The sequence below is a fragment of the Parafannyhessea sp. genome, from assembly GCF_051876455.1.
Lineage (GTDB): Bacteria > Actinomycetota > Coriobacteriia > Coriobacteriales > Atopobiaceae > Parafannyhessea.
This window is the reverse complement of the sequence record NZ_JBJEHW010000100.1, coordinates 1-14,804: the sequence shown is the minus strand read 5'-3', so window position 1 is coordinate 14,804 and position 14,804 is coordinate 1. Positions and strand designations below refer to the sequence as shown.

Below are 14,804 nucleotides of genomic sequence, written 5' to 3'. Positions count from 1 at the left end.
AAGCATCTCAATCCAGAAGAAGCGTCAATGAGCTAGAGCATAGGGTGCGGCAGGGAAAGCTTCCTTGCTGCACCTTTCACTATCCAGAACGCGTAACGAAAGGTCGCAATTGGGGAGAATCTAGGCAGTTTGCATACAATGGAAAGAGGGCCTGCGGCGTTCTCGACGTCAACGGGCCAATGGCATGACGGGCATATTAAGGGGGACCTGAATATGGCGGACCAGACAATGGGCGAGGACCCGCGCGAGCTGTTTGGCATGTACCTCGCGCACGTGGGCATCAACGCCGAGACCGAGGACGACGTGGAGAAGATCGTGGGCGACTTCCACCGCCTCATGGGCCTCGCGAGGCTCGAGTACGCCCCCGCGTCCGTCTTCGCGAGCGACTTCATCGAGGTCATGAAGCCGGGCAGGGGCCGTGGTACCAAGGGCCACCTGGGATTCCACGTGGACGACATCGACGCGGCCGAGAAGTGGTTCGAGGCCCGTGGCTTCAAGATCAACGAGTCGTCCAGGGTCCTCAGGGACGGCAAGACCTACCTCGTGTACTTCCAGGAGGAGATCGCGGGCTTCGCGATCCACCTCACCGTCCAGAAGTAGACGGTCGGGCACGTCGGGGCTTGGGCCCGGAGGCCGCGTCCCTCTCGCCCGAGAATCGATTCATGGCGCAACGTAGCGAGGCGCCGCACCAGCTTCGGTGCGGCGCCTCTTGCAAGCGGGCCCACTATGGGGACGGATGAGCATGACGGGAGTCATGTGGGAGGGCAGGCCCGTCTTGCCCGAAGGGAGTTAGACCTCCTGGCCAAACCACTTGATCTCGAGCTTCTTCATGGTGCCGTCCTTCTTCATGGCCTTGAGCGCCTTGTCGATGGCCTTGGTGAGGTTGGGGTTCTTCTTGCTCACGACGATGCCGTACTGCTCGCCGGTCGCGATCTCGCCGCCCTCGGGGATCTGGAGGTCGGAGTACGCCTGCTTGATCTCGTAGGAGGTCACGGGGAGGTCGGCCACGCAGGCGTTGTACAGCCCGGACTGGACGCCCGTGAGCGCCTGGATGACGTCGTCCAGGGGGACGGTCGTGGCCTTGGGCAGGTTCTCCTGCGCCCACGACTCGCCGGTGGTGCCGGACTGGACGGCGATCTGCATGCCCTTGGCGTTGAGCTGGTCGGCGGTGGTGGCGGTGGCGCCCTTCTTCACGACGATGGACTGGTTGGAGTCGAGGTAGGGCGTGCTGAAGTCGATCTCCTTCTTGCGGTCGTCCGTGATCGTGATGGCGCCGATGGAGACGTCCGCCTTGCCGCCCTGCTTGATGGTGGGGACGATGGTGTCGAACTGGACGGAGGGCAGGATGCGCGCCTTGAGGCCCAGGCGCTTGCAGATGTCCTTGTAGACGTCGACGTCGAAGCCCTCGAAGTCGCCGGTCTTGTCGTCCATCGAGACGAAGGGCGGGAAGTAGAAGTTCGAGATCATCGTGAGGCTGCCCTTTTTGACCAGCGTGTAGCTGGATCCGCTGGAGCTCGAGCTGGAGTCTGAGCCCGAGCCGCCGCAGCCTGCGAGCACGCCGCCGAGGCCGAGGCCGACGGCGCCGAGCCCGCACATCTGGATAAAGTCGCGACGGGTGAGGTTTGCCTGGTTCATGATGGAGTCCCCCTGGTTCCGGAGTCAGGTGTCTGTTCGTGACGTGCGTCGGGCGAGAGGCGCTACAGCGTGGTGCCGAACCACTTCTTCTGGAGCGTGTCCATGGTGCCGTCCTTCTTGATGGCGTCGATCGCGCTGTTGAGGTCCTTGAGCAGCTTGGTGTTCTTCTTGCTCACGACGATGCCGTACTGCTCGCCCGTGGCGATCTGGATGTCGACCTGCAGGTCCGTGTAGGACTTGGTGCAGAGGTAGGACGCGACGGGGAGGTCGAGCACGGCGGCGTTGTACAGGCCTGACTGGACGCCGGTCATGGCCTGGATGGCGTCGTCCAGCGGGACGCAGGTCGCCTTGGGGAGGTTCTCCTTGACCCAGGACTCGCCGGTGGTGCCGGACTGCACGGCGATCTGCTTGTCCTTGGCGTTGAGGTCGTCCTCGCTCACCTTGCCGTCTGCCTTGCGGTTGACCAGGCCCTGGTTGGAGTTGAGGTAGGGTTTGGTGAAGTTGATCTCCTTCTTGCGGTCGTCCGTGATGGTGAAGGCCGAGACGCCCACGTCCGCCTTCCCGCCCTGCTTGATGAGCGGGATGATCGTGTCGAACTTGGTGGCGGGCAGCCACTCCATCTCGAGGTTGAGCTTGGCCGCCAGGGCGTCCATCATGTCGATCTCGAAGCCCTCGGGCTTGGTGGAGCCGTCCGGGATGGACTCGAGCGGGGGATAGGACATGTCGGACACGCCGATGAGCTTGCCCTTCTTGACGAGGATGTACTCCTTGGCACCCTTTGAGGACGAGGAGGACGACGAGCCGCTCGAACTGGAGTCAGAGCCGGAGCCAGATCCTCCGCAGCCGGCGAGCAGCGTCGCGGCTCCCATTCCCACGATTCCCAGCCCGCAGGCGTTGACGAACTGTCGCCTGGACATGCCGCCCTCGACGAGGTTCCGAATGTGGCTCTGATTCCTGTTCTGCATGATTGCTCCGTCCCTATTTGCTTGTGCGGCGATCGTCTTTGTTGCCGCACTGGTCGCGCCCGGGGGTTGCTCCGTGCGTTGTTGGGGAGTATCGACTTTCTTGCATCCCAGGTTGAGACAATCTTAAGATTCGTAACATAACGGTTATAAACAAGATGCGAATTTGCAAGCAAATGCGATGGAAATGATTCTAGAAACAATTGGATGCATACATATGAAATGTATGAGAAACGCTTCCGTCCATTGTCTGTGCCCGTTGCGTGAGTGGTGGGAGGGGTGTGGCAGTTCTTCTCAGATTGTGCAATACTTCCCATGTTGTGTAGTAGTGCACGATGTGAGCAAGACTGAGAGGCAGTGCATGAGTGAGACCGCTGTGCGCACGAAGGCGCAGCACGTGGGACGGCGGGCGTCGGCCCGGACGCAGGCGCTGGACCGGAGGTCGGCCCGGACGCGCTGCGCGCTGAGGGACGCCCTGGCCGCGGAGATCCAGGCGACGGGAGACCTCTCGAAGGTGACCGTGACGGCCGTGACCGAGCGGGCCGACGTGACTCGTCGAACGTTCTACCTGCACTTTCGTGACATTCAGGACCTGGTGAACCAGACGGAGGCCGAGACCATAGAGGACCTGCGGGGCCTTGTGGCCAACCTCTCGCGCGTGAACCTGGAGGAGCTCGAGGGCGCGCTCGACGACCTGGAGCCCTGCCCCGGCTCGCGCGAGCTGCTGGAGTACTTCAAGGAGCGCGGGAACTACCTGGGCGCGCTGCTGGGCAAGGGCGGGGACCCCGCGTTTGCGCAGCACATCAAGGACATGGTGCGCGAGGTCGTGGCGAGCCGCGCCCTCGACGGGCTGGACGTCCGCGCCATGGGATCGTTTTTTGACTACTACCTCACGTTTGCCGTGAGCGCCGAGGTCGGCGTGCTGGTGGAGTGGCTCACCGGCGGCATGCGCGAGAGCGTGGACGTGATGGCGCGCCTCATGACGGCCCTCATGTTCGTGCGGCCGGGAGACCTGTACGGCCGCCCCATCGACTTCAACGTACCCAGGTTCGCCGTGGGCCTCGGGCTTCTTAACCTCAAGGAGAGTAACGATGACTAACACTGCAGAGTCGAACGCCCGTCAGGCGGCATCCAAGCCGGCCGTCGAGCTCAAGCAGAACGGCGCGGAGCTGAGCCCCAAGAACCCGATCGACCTTTCCCACGCGCACCTGCGCCTGGGCATCGACGTGGGCTCGACCACGGTGAAGCTCGCCGTGATCGACGAGAACGACAACCTGATCTATGCCAACTACGAGCGTCACCACACCGACGTGAAGGCGACCGCCAAGGAGGTCTTCCGCAAGGCGCAGAAGGCGCTGGGCGACGTCCCCATGCGCGTCTCCATCACGGGCTCGGGCGGCATGCTGCTCGCACAGTGGCTTAACGTGGAGTTCGTGCAGGAGGTCATCGCGTCGAAGCACGCCGTCGAGGCGCTCATCCCGCAGACCGACTGCGCCATCGAGCTCGGCGGCGAGGACGCGAAGATCATCTACTTCGACAACGGCATCGAGCAGCGCATGAACGGCACCTGTGCCGGCGGCACCGGTGCGTTCATCGACCAGATGGCGTCCCTCATGGAGACCGACGCGGGCGGCCTGAACGAGCTTGCCAAGGGCGCCAAGCACATCTATCCCATCGCGAGCCGCTGCGGCGTGTTCGCCAAGTCCGACGTGCAGCCGCTGCTGAACGAGGGCGCGGCGCGCGAGGACGTGGCCGCCTCCATCTTCCAGGCGGTCGCGAACCAGACCGTTTCCGGCCTCGCGTGCGGACACCCCATCCGTGGGTACGTCGCGTTTCTCGGCGGCCCGCTGCAGTACCTGTCCGAGCTGAGGAAGCGCTTCTACGTCACGCTGAAGCTCGACGAGGAGCACCGAATCGTCCCGAAGAACGCGCACCTCTTCGTGGCGACGGGCGCTGCGCTCGCCGGCGAGACCGACAAGGTCGTCACGTTCCAGAAGGTCATCGACGACCTGGACAACCTGGGTGACACGCAGGGCAGCGAGGTCGCGCGCCTCGACCCGCTCTTCGCGACCGAGGCCGACTACCGCGAGTTCAAGGAGCGCCACGACAAGCAGGTGGTCCCCAAGGGCAGCCTGGCGGACTACCACGGCCGCGTGTTCATCGGCCTCGACGCCGGCTCCACCACGATGAAGGCCGCCGTGGTGGGCGAGGACGGCGAGCTGCTGTACACCTGGTACGACAACAACAACGGTGACGTCCTGGGCACGGCCCGCAAGATCATGGACGACATCTACGACCACCTGAACGACGACTGCACCATCGGCCACGTGACGACGACCGGCTATGGCGAGGGCATCCTGATCGAGGCCCTTGGCGCGGACTCCGGCGAGATCGAGACCGTCGCGCACCTGCGCGGCGCAAAGGCCTTCGTGCCCGACGTCAACTTCATCCTGGACATCGGTGGCCAGGACATGAAGTGCCTGCAGGTGAGGGGCGGCATCATCGAGCACATCAGCCTGAACGAGGCGTGCTCGAGCGGCTGCGGCTCCTTCATCGCGAACTTCGCGGACTCCATGGGCATGACCGTGCAGGAGTTCGCGGCCGCGGCCGTGAGGGGCAAGCACCCCGTCGACCTGGGCAGCCGCTGCACGGTGTTCATGAACTCCCGCGTGAAGCAGGCCCAGAAGGAGGGCGCGACCATCGGCGACGTGGCTGCGGGCCTCTCGTACTCCGTGATCAAGAACGCGCTCTTCAAGGTCATCAAGCTGCGCGACTACGACGAGATCGGCAAGTACGTCGTGGTCCAGGGCGGCACGTTCATGAGCGACGCGACGCTGCGCGCGTTCGAGCTGCTCACGGGCCGCGAGGTGATCAGGCCGGACATCGCGGGCACGATGGGGGCCTATGGCGCCGCACTTCTCGCCCGCGACCGCGCCGGCGCGGCGGGCACCTCGGGCCTGCTCTCGCGCGAGGAGATCGACAACCTCAAGGTCAAGCACACCAACGCGCACTGCGGGCGCTGCTCCAACAACTGCCTGCTGACCATCAACAGCTTTGGCAACGGCCGCCGCTTCATCACGGGCAACCGCTGCGAGAAGGGCTCGGGCAAGCCCAAGAGCGAGCAGTCCAAGGCACCGAACCTCTTCGAGTTCAAGAACCGCCTGCTGTTCGACCGCAAGAGCCTGCCCGTCGACGAGGCCCCGCGCGGCACCGTGGGCATCCCCCGCGCGCTGAACATGTACGAGAACTATCCGTTCTGGCACACGTTCTTCACCAAGCTGGGCTTCAGCGTGATCCTGAGCGACAAGACCACCCGCAAGACGTACGAGGCGGGCACGGAGTCCATGCCGTCCGAGTCCGTGTGCTACCCGGCCAAGCTCAGCCACGGCCACATCATGAACCTCCTGGAGAAGGACCCCGACTTCATCTGGATGCCGTGCATCCGCTGGGAGCGCAAGGAGGACGACACCGCGACCAACCACTACAACTGCCCGATCGTGATGAGCTACCCGCAGGCGCTGGGGCTCAACGTGGACGAGCTCTCCTCCCCGAACGTGGAGTACCTGGACCCGTTCATCCCGTATGACAACAAGAACGAGCTGAAGCGCCGCCTGTACGAGATCCTGCAGGTGGAGCGCAAGGAGGACGCCGAGGCTGGCAAGGGCCGCTTCAGGGGCCCGGACATGACGCGTGCCGAGGTGGACGAGGCCGTCAACGCCGCCTGGGAGGAGGACCTCGCGTTCAAGGACGCGATGCACCGCAAGGGCGACGAGACCCTCAAGTGGATCGAGGACAACGACGCCCACGGCATCGTGCTGGCGGGCCGCCCGTACCACAACGACGGCGAGATCAACCACGGCATCCCCGAGATGCTGCAGGGCTTTGGCTTCGCCGTGCTGACGGAGGACTCCGTGGCCCACAAGATGTCGCCCGAGAGGCCGATCCGCGTCGTGGACCAGTGGATGTACCACAGCCGCCTGTACCGCGCCGCGCGCTTTGTCGCGACGCGCAACGACCTCGACCTTATCCAGCTGCAGAGCTTTGGCTGCGGCCTGGACGCCCTGACGACCGACGAGGTGCAGGAGATCCTGGAGGCCTCGGGCAAGATCTACACCGTGCTCAAGATCGACGAGGTCAGCAACCTGGGCGCCGCGCGCATCCGCGTGCGCTCGCTCATGGCGGCCCTCAAGGAGGAGCGCGCCGAGCTCGAGCGCAAGACCGCGGCCGGCCAGGCCGTGGAGGAGGCGCCCGTGGGCGTGCACATGGCCGACGGCCGACTGGAGCAGGCGCGCCAGACCGACCTGTCGCGCCGCACGCCGGTGTACCGCAAGGCCAAGAGCGCCGCGTTCAAGAAGGTGCGCTACACCAAGGAGATGCAGGCCGAGGGCTACACGATCCTCGCCCCGCAGATGAGCCCCATCCACTTCGAGATCTGCGAGCAGCTGCTGAGGTCCGAGGGCTATAACCTCGTCCTTCTCCCCTCGGTCGACCACAAGGCGGTCGACACGGGCCTGAAGTACGTGAACAACGACATCTGCTACCCGTCCATCCTGGTCACGGGCCAGCTCATGGAGGCGGTGCTGTCCGGCAAGTACGACCTGAGCCGCACGGCCGTGCTCATCAGCCAGACGGGCGGCGGCTGCCGCGCCACCAACTACATCGCGCTCATCCGCAAGGCGCTCAAGGACTCCGGCCACGCCGACATCCCCGTGATCTCGCTTTCCGTCGCGGGCGGCCTGGACGAGAGCAACCCCGGCTGGAACATCCTCAAGCCGGGCCTGCTCAAGCGCGCCGTGTACGCGCTGCTGTACGGCGACCTCCTCATGAAGTGCCTGTACCGCACGCGTCCGTACGAGGCCGAGAAGGGCGCGGCGGACCGCGAGTACGAGTTCTACATGAGTCGGGTCAAGTCCATGATCGGCAGCATGGACAAGCGCGACTTCTACAACCTGTGCGAGGACACCATCCGCACCTTCGACAGGCTGCCGCTGGTGAACGACCGCAGCAAGCCGCGCGTGGGCGTGGTCGGCGAGATCCTGGTCAAGTTCCACCCGACGGCCAACAACCAGGTCGTGAGGGTCATCGAGAACGAGGGCTGCGAGGCCGACGTCCCCGGCCTGGTGGACTTCTTCCTGTTTGGCGTCTCCAACCAGGTGAACATGAACCGCGAGCTGGGCACCAAGCTCTCGAGCCGCGTGACCCACAAGCTGGGCATCGACTTCCTGGAGGGCATGCGCGAGCCCATCAACAAGATGCTCGAGAGGTCCGAGCGCTTCGAGCCGTACGGCAGCATCTTTGACCTGGCGGCGAAGGCCTCCGAGGTCCTCTCGCTCTGCAACACCATGGGTGAGGGCTGGCTCCTCACGGCAGAGATGTGCGACCTCATCGATAGCGGCACGCCCAACATCATCGTGTGCTCACCGTTCGCGTGCCTGCCCAACCACGTGGTGGGCAAGTCCGTCATCAAGCGCCTGCGCCAGATGCACCCCGAGAGCAACATCGTGGCCGTGGACTACGACCCCGGCGCCTCCGAGGTCAACCAGCTCAACCGCATCAAGCTGATGATCAGCGTCGCCAAGGAGAACCAGCGCCAGGCCCAGGCCGCGGGCGACGGTAACGCCGAGTTCAGGCTCCACAACGACGACGATCCCACGAACCGCATCATCCCCAACTTCGAGGAGTACGGCCACCTGCGCCGCAGGGGCGAGCTCGAGGACCACATCGTGAACGAGGGCGCGCCCGTGAGCGGCGGCTACGCGGCCTACGGCACCAAGGTGGACGACGACGGCGGCATCACCGTCGGCAGGGGAGAGGGACGCATCCACCTGACCCGCGAGCAGCTGGACGAGATCGAGGACGCCAAGCGCCGCGCAGGCGTGAGGTAGGCGTCAGTTACAGGCAGCCTGGCAGCCGGGGCGGCTGCCAACGGAAGAAGGCGGCGTCGGGCATCGTGTCCGGCGCCGCCTCTTGTGTGGGAGACGCCCCTCATCATCACGGACGACCTGCGCGAGTTCTACCTGCGCGGCATACGCGAGTGGTGGGGACTCATGCAGGAGGAGAGGCCGAAAGGCAAGCCCAACGGCCCCGAGGTTGGGGCCTAGGGCTTCTCCGCGGGGGCGCCCGCCACGCCCGGACGGATGCCGGGGAAGAGGTAGACGGCCACGACGACCCACACGGCCGCGCCGATGGTCGCCTCCACGAAGTAGGTCCACGGGCCGGGCCAGGGCGCCAGGAACGCCAGCAGCATGAGGGCGCCCGCGGGCGGCATCCACACGTGCAGGCGGTCCCACACGAGCACGAGCGCCGCGAACGCGAAGACCATGACGAGCCAGGCGGGGGCATGCAGGAACTCGACGGCGTTACGACCGGCGCAGCCCACGAGCGCGGCCAGCGCGAGCGTGCACCACGTGCGGCGCGGGCGCAGGCGGAGCGTCATGTCCGGGCGCGTGAGCTCGGTGTAGGCAACGAGCAGCGGCGGCACGGCCAGGTATGCGTTGCCGGTGGCGAAGGCGGGGCAGGCCAGCAGGCAGAACACCAGGAAGCGACGCCCCCACGCCACGAGGGCCTCGCGCGGCGGCAGGCGGAAGGTGTGGTAGTCGATCTTCTCGCGCAAGCCCATGCGCTCCAGCTTGACCTGGCCCAGGCACACGAGGCACACGATCGTGGTGACAGCCACGGGGTAGGCCCACTCCCTGGTGCCGAGCACCATGGGCAGGATCGCCGCGGAGAGCATAGGCGTCATGTCCGCGCCGGCGACGTTCATCGCGACCGCGCAGAACAGGTAGCCCAGCGGCGCGCGTAGCCACAGCGGCCACGGGAGCAGCAGGTTCACGGCGAGGCCGAAGACGGAGCCGGCGCACATGAGCGCGATCATGCGGGGACGGTCAACGTTCCAGGCCTGGGTGGGCTGGATCCACGCGCCGCAGAGAATGGCGGCGGTCTCGGGGAAGAGGACCTCCGGGCAGCTCAGGATGCCCGAGAGGGCGACCATCACCACGACGAAGACGCCTGCGAGCAGGATGGGCAGCCAGCGGCGGCGTAGGGACATGCGAAGACCTCTCTGTAGGATGGGTTTGCGGTGCGCCGTCGCATGGGGATGGGTGTCGCGACCTGCGCGGTTATCTAGCGTATCACTTTATGAAGGCAGCCTCAAAGCCGCCTGGGGCGGTGGGGTATCATGCAATGGGACCGAAACGTTGCAGACAAAAGACATGGCAAAGGAGAAGAACGTGACATACCAACCGCAGCCCTCCGACGTGCTGGAGCGCTTCATGCGCTACGTGCAGATAGACTCGCAGTCCGACCCCGACAACGAGGAGGTCACGCCCTCGACCCCCGCGCAGCACAAGATGGCGGCCTACCTGGGCGACGAGCTCCGCGACCTTGGCCTGGACGACGTCCGCGTGGACGAGCACGCCTACGTGACGGCGAGCCTGCCCGCCTCCGCCGGCGCGGAGGGTCTGCCCGCGCTGGGGCTCTGCTCGCACATCGACACCTCGTTCGACGCGCCGGCGTCCGGCGTCAGGCCGCACGTGGTGCACTACGAGGGCGGAAACCTCGTGCACGGCGTCGTGGACGGCCGCGAGGTCGTGACCACGCCCGCGCAGGTGCCCGACCTGGCTCAGTTCGTGGGCCAGGACATCGTCTGCAGCGACGGCAGCACGCTCCTCTCGGCCGACGACAAGGCCGGCGTGGCCGAGATCATGGCGCTCCTGGCGCGCCTGACGCAGCACCCCGAGCTGCCGCACCCCACGCTCAAGGTGGCCTTCGTGCCCGACGAGGAGATCGGCCACGGCGCGCGCCTGCTCGACCTGGAGCGCTTTGGCGCCAAGTGGTGCTACACCGTGGACGGCGAGGCGCTGGGCGAGTTCAACTACGAGTGCTTCAGCGCGGCCGAGGCCACGGTCACCGTGCGCGGCGTGATGGTGCACCCGGGCAGCGCTAAGGACATCATGGTCAACGCCATCACCGTGGCGAGCGAGTTCCAGCAGATGGTGCCCGCGGCGGAGCGCCCGGAGCACACGGAGGGCCGCGAGGGCTTCTATCACCCCATCAGCATCTCCGGCACGGCGAGCGAGGTCAGGCTCGGCTACATCCTGCGCGACTTCGACGCGGACTCCTTCGCCAACCGCGAGGCCACGCTGCGCAGGATCGCGGCATTCCTGAACGAGCGCTACGGCGAGGGAACCGTGACCGTGGACGTGCGCCAGCAGTACCGCAACATGGCGGAGAAGTTCGACGACTGCCGCTTCCTGATCGACCATGCGCTGGAGGCCAACCGCGAGGTGGGACTCGAGCCAAAGGTCGTGGCCGTGCGTGGCGGAACCGACGGCGCGGAGCTGAGCTTCCGCGGGCTGCCGTGCCCCAACGTCGCCACGGGCGGCTACTCCTGCCACTCCGTGCGCGAGTTCGTGCCGGTGCGGAGCCTGGAGCTCACGGTCGACCTGCTGCAGAGGCTCGTGGCCAAGTTCGCGGTGCCGCAGGACTAGCGGCCTCCGGGCGTCACGGCATTGGCATGGCCCCCGCGGGCGCGCCGCTCGCGGGGGCCATCGCGCCGTTGGGCAGACGCGCCTGCCGCAGACGGCCCCCAGCCATCCGAACGGCAGAGCGAGGTTCCGGCGCGCGCGGTTTTCAGGCTAAGCTTGTAAGAGGAAACTCGGGACAAGAGGTAGCGTAATGGGAATGGAAGGCACGAACACGGTCGCGTGCGGCCGCAGGCCACGGGGGGAGTCGCTATGACGCGATACCTTTCCCTCGCGCTCATGGTCGTGCTTCCCGTCCTCGCGGCGACCGGGCAGCACCTTGCCGACAGGGGCCTGACAGAGCGCCACCACCGCCACCACGACACCTACGCCGCCGCGGCAGTCCTCACGCGGACGCTCATCGTGGTGATGGTGTTCATGGCGGTGCTGGGCCTCGCGCTCACCTGGCTGTGCTCGCTGGGCGTGTTCGAGGCGAGCACGACCGTGCTGGGCTCGTTCTTCTCGTCCTTTGTGGTGACGATGTTCATCCTCTGGCTGCTCATGCGGCGCTACTCCGTGGTCACCTACGCCGACCGCATGGTCATCACGCCGAGCCTGGGTCGCAGGCGCACCATCGCCTACCGCGACATCACGCGCATGGAGCCCCGCCGCGCCCTCCTGGGCGGCCGTCAGGACGTGCGCGTCTACAGCAAGGGGCAGCGCCGCCCCAGCACCATCCGCGGCATCCTGGACGTGCAGCAGATCCTGATGCGCATCAACCGCTTCGACGTGCTTTCCGCCTCGTCCTCGGCGGACGAGCGCTAGCGCGGCCGGGGGAGAGGGACGCGCGCCCGTGGTGGCGGCGCGCCCATGGACCCGCGCCGCTACCGGTCGTGGCGGATGGCCTTCCAGAACTTCTGGGATATGCTGGCGCGGCGCATGGTGCCGGCCGCGGCCTCGCGCAGCGCGCTGCCGTGCGCAAGAAACATGAGGACCGTCAGCAGCGCGGCGCACGCGGTGTAGGGGCTGGCCAGGCCAAACATGAGGGCGCACCCCACCAGGAAGCAGACCGTGATCGTCACGGCGCCCACGCAGAGGTAGCCCCACACCAGCACCACCACGAGGCCCGCCACCGCGCTCGCCATGCCCAGAGCCGGCACCGCCAGGATGATGGCGGAGCAGGTGGTGGTCACGCCCTTGCCGCCGCGGAAGCGGTGCCAGAACGGGAAGTTGTGCCCCAGCGTGGCGCCCGTGGTGGCCAAAAAGCCGCACACGCCCGCGTCCGCGGGGAAGATCGCCCGCACCACGAGCCACGCCGCGAGCGTCTTGGCGATGTCCCCCGCCAGAACCACGGCGGCTGCGCGCGTGCCCAGCTCGTGGCCCACGTTGGCCATGCCGGGGTTGCCCACGCCCACGTCGAAGGCGGACTTTCCCACCATGCGGCGGCACACCACGTCCGCCGTGAGGAAGCAGCCAAACAGGTAGCCTATCAAGGCCGAGATGACCCAGCGCATCACGCCTCGCCTCCCGCGGCCTCTGCCATGGCGCCCTGGAGCAGGGGAGAGATGCGACCCTGCGACACGAGGTCCACCTCGTGCATGGCGCGCGATATCGCGGTGTAGAGCCTGCGGCGCGCAAGCGGCGTGTCCGGGTAGACGTCCGCCTGCGCGTCCGGCACGATCACGTGGTCGAACTCCAGGCCCTTCGCGAGCGCCAGGTCCATCAGGACCACGCCCCTGGCGGGGAGCGGCTCGTCGCCCTTGAGGGTCGTCACCAGCGGACGGGCCTCGGCCGGTGCGTCCGCGTCCTTCTCGCCCGCGGGGTCCGCGTCCACGGGAAGCGCGAGCCTTTGCGCAAGCTGCTTGGAGAGCCAGCTCACGCGGCGCCTGTCCGCCGCCACGATAGCCGTGAGACCCTCGCCGCGCGAGGCGTCCTCCACCACCTGGCACAGGGTCTGAAGGTAGGCCTCCGCGTCCTGCTGGCCGTCCGCCACCTCGTGGAAGCGCGGCGCCACGCCCTCGCGCTGCACGGACGAGAGCTGCACGCGCTCGTCAGCGTCCATCAGGCTCGCAAAGAGGTGCGTGATCTCTGGGCTGGAGCGGTAGCTCGTGAGCAGGCGGCACTCCTCCACGCTGCCGTGCGTGCGCGTGAAGATGTCGCGTATCTGCCCGAAGGTGGCCGTGCCCTCGTGGATGGCCTGGTTGCGGTCCCCAAGCAGCAGGAAGTGTGCGCGGCCAAAGTAGCGCGCGAGCACCACGAGCTGCGTGGGCGTGTAGTCCTGCACCTCGTCGATCATCACGTAGCGCACGTCGTCCGCGCCGTGGCCCGTAATGAGCAGGCGCAGGAACAGCCACTCGGCCGCGCTCACGTTCGTCTTGCCCAGCAGGCGGCAGCCTATGCGGTCGAGGCGCAGCCACGACAGCGATTCTATCTGGTCGTGCGCGGGGGCGTAGCGCTTGGCGAGCAGCCTCTTGGCGTAGGCGTAGGTCTCGTCGTCGTTGGCGGGAGAGATGACCTCGCCAAACGCCTCGATCTGCTCGTCCACGTCCATGCCGAGCATCTGCTCCTGCACGTCCTCCTCGTGCGCGAGCGAGGCGATGCGCCGGTCCAGGCGGTCGTGCAGCTCGTCCCTCACGAGGGCGATCATGCGCGGTCCCAGTCCAAAGCGCTCGAACTTCTGCACGGCGCTGCGGACGGAGGACGCCTTCAGCAGCACGACGTCGCCCATGCGGACGTCGCGCAGGTCGGCCTCCTCCAGCGTCGCGTGCTCCACGGCCGTCTCGAGCCGCTCGAGCGACTCCGGGCTGTCCTCGGCGCCCGTGGCGCGGTCGGCAAGGCCCAGGCTCGCCAGGAAGTCGCGCCAGGTGTACGTCTGGGGGTTGGACTCGCCCAGGGTGGGGAGCACGGTGTCTATGTACTTCTCGAACACGTTGTTGGGCGTGAAGAGGAAGACCTGGTCGGGGCGGAGCGTCGCGCGCTCGCGGTAGAACAGAAACGCGATGCGCTGCAGCAGCACGGACGTCTTGCCCGAGCCAGCGATGCCGTCCACCAGCAGCACGGGCACGTCGTCGTGGCGCACGACCTGGTTCTGCTCGCGCTGGATGGTGGCCGTGATGGCCTGCAGCTTCTCCGTGTGGTGGCGCTTGAGCGCGTTAAGGAGGAGCGAGTCCTCTATGGCGACGGTGGTGTCGAAGTAGGCGTTCAGGTGGTTGCGCGTGATGTCAAACTGGCGGCGCAGCTCCAGGTTGACGGTGCGCACGCGGCCGTCGACCTTGTAGGACGTGGGGCCCATCTGCTGGTTGTAGTAGGTCTCCGCCACGGGGTTGCGCCAGTCCACAACCAGCGGCATGCGGTTGCGGTCCGTCATGCCCGCCGAGCCTATGTAGACGTCGCGCGCGGGGCGGCCGGGGCGCATCTGCAGGCGCACCTTGGCAAAGTAGGGCTGCCGCAGGAGCATCATGCAGCGGCCCAGCTTCTCCACCTCGAAGTCGTGCTGCTGGTTGTACGTGTCGATGACGGAGTTGAGGGTCTCGATGGCGGCCAGCGTCTCCATCGTCTCGTCCGCGCCGCCAAAGTCGATGCGGACCTCCTCCGAGAGGTCCTTCAGGTCCTTGGCGGCCTCCTTGTGCTTGACCTCGAGCTCCTCGGTCAGGATGTCGCGCACCCGCTCGAGCTCCGCGTAGATCTCGTCGAGGTGCCTCTGCTCCTCCGCAAACGTCTTGTCGTCCATCGTGCTCCTATGCGT

Annotated in this window: 11 protein-coding genes; 6 read left to right on the top strand and 5 right to left on the bottom strand. The window is 66.6% G+C overall.

Features of this window, described 5'->3' with window-relative positions; translation table 11 throughout:
- The first annotated feature begins 213 nt into the window (after positions 1-213).
- Entirely contained in the window at positions 214-600 is a 387-nt protein-coding gene (locus tag ACI38Z_RS04750; RefSeq protein WP_439789038.1) for a VOC family protein, read from the top strand.
- Between the two features lie 189 nt (positions 601-789).
- Here the strand turns inward: ACI38Z_RS04750 and ACI38Z_RS04745 are convergent, their stop codons facing one another.
- A complete protein-coding gene (locus ACI38Z_RS04745) occupies positions 790-1,635 on the bottom strand; it encodes an ABC transporter substrate-binding protein (protein WP_439789037.1) in 846 nt (281 codons plus the stop codon).
- A 62-nt stretch (positions 1,636-1,697) separates the two neighbouring features.
- Positions 1,698-2,600 carry an ABC transporter substrate-binding protein gene (locus ACI38Z_RS04740; protein WP_439789036.1) on the bottom strand — a complete coding sequence of 301 codons (903 nt, stop codon included), beginning with the start codon at positions 2,598-2,600 and terminating at the stop codon, positions 1,698-1,700.
- 358 nt (positions 2,601-2,958) lie between these two features.
- On the opposite strand from ACI38Z_RS04740, the gene ACI38Z_RS04735 reads away from it, so the two are divergent.
- The 3 genes from ACI38Z_RS04735 to ACI38Z_RS04725 all read left to right on the top strand — a co-directional run bounded on the left by ACI38Z_RS04735 (position 2,959) and on the right by ACI38Z_RS04725 (position 8,698).
- The gene (locus tag ACI38Z_RS04735; protein WP_439789035.1) at positions 2,959-3,696 is read left to right on the top strand and encodes a TetR/AcrR family transcriptional regulator; all 738 of its coding nucleotides are present in this window, start codon (positions 2,959-2,961) and stop codon (positions 3,694-3,696) included.
- Complete coding sequence (locus tag ACI38Z_RS04730; protein WP_439789034.1) at positions 3,689-8,482, top strand: acyl-CoA dehydratase activase-related protein; 4,794 nt, start codon at positions 3,689-3,691, stop codon at positions 8,480-8,482. Before ACI38Z_RS04735 ends, ACI38Z_RS04730 begins: the two co-directional genes overlap by 8 nt.
- Positions 8,483-8,566: 84 nt before the next feature.
- The gene (locus ACI38Z_RS04725) at positions 8,567-8,698 is read left to right on the top strand and encodes a hypothetical protein (protein ID WP_439789033.1); all 132 of its coding nucleotides are present in this window, start codon (positions 8,567-8,569) and stop codon (positions 8,696-8,698) included.
- Here the strand turns inward: ACI38Z_RS04725 and ACI38Z_RS04720 are convergent.
- Positions 8,695-9,645 carry a hypothetical protein gene (locus tag ACI38Z_RS04720; RefSeq protein WP_439789032.1) on the bottom strand — a complete coding sequence of 317 codons (951 nt, stop codon included), beginning with the start codon at positions 9,643-9,645 and terminating at the stop codon, positions 8,695-8,697. The two genes, ACI38Z_RS04725 and ACI38Z_RS04720, sit on opposite strands and share 4 nt — an antisense overlap.
- A 163-nt stretch (positions 9,646-9,808) precedes the next feature.
- On the opposite strand from ACI38Z_RS04720, the gene pepT reads away from it, so the two are divergent.
- Together pepT and ACI38Z_RS04710 are read left to right on the top strand one after the other, a co-directional pair.
- Complete coding sequence (pepT, locus tag ACI38Z_RS04715) at positions 9,809-11,086, top strand: peptidase T (protein ID WP_439789031.1); 1,278 nt, start codon at positions 9,809-9,811, stop codon at positions 11,084-11,086.
- 246 nt (positions 11,087-11,332) lie between these two features.
- Positions 11,333-11,884, top strand: a complete 552-nt coding sequence (locus ACI38Z_RS04710) for a hypothetical protein (RefSeq protein WP_439789030.1) — start codon at positions 11,333-11,335, stop codon at positions 11,882-11,884.
- A 59-nt stretch (positions 11,885-11,943) separates the two neighbouring features.
- Here ACI38Z_RS04710 and ACI38Z_RS04705 read toward each other — a convergent pair whose 3' ends face one another.
- Complete coding sequence (locus ACI38Z_RS04705) at positions 11,944-12,573, bottom strand: glycerol-3-phosphate acyltransferase (protein ID WP_439789040.1); 630 nt, start codon at positions 12,571-12,573, stop codon at positions 11,944-11,946.
- Positions 12,573-14,789: a HelD family protein gene (locus ACI38Z_RS04700; RefSeq protein WP_439789039.1), complete on the bottom strand. Its 2,217-nt coding sequence runs from the start codon at positions 14,787-14,789 to the stop codon at positions 12,573-12,575. Before ACI38Z_RS04700 ends, ACI38Z_RS04705 begins: the two co-directional genes overlap by 1 nt.
- Positions 14,790-14,804: the final 15 nt, after the last annotated feature.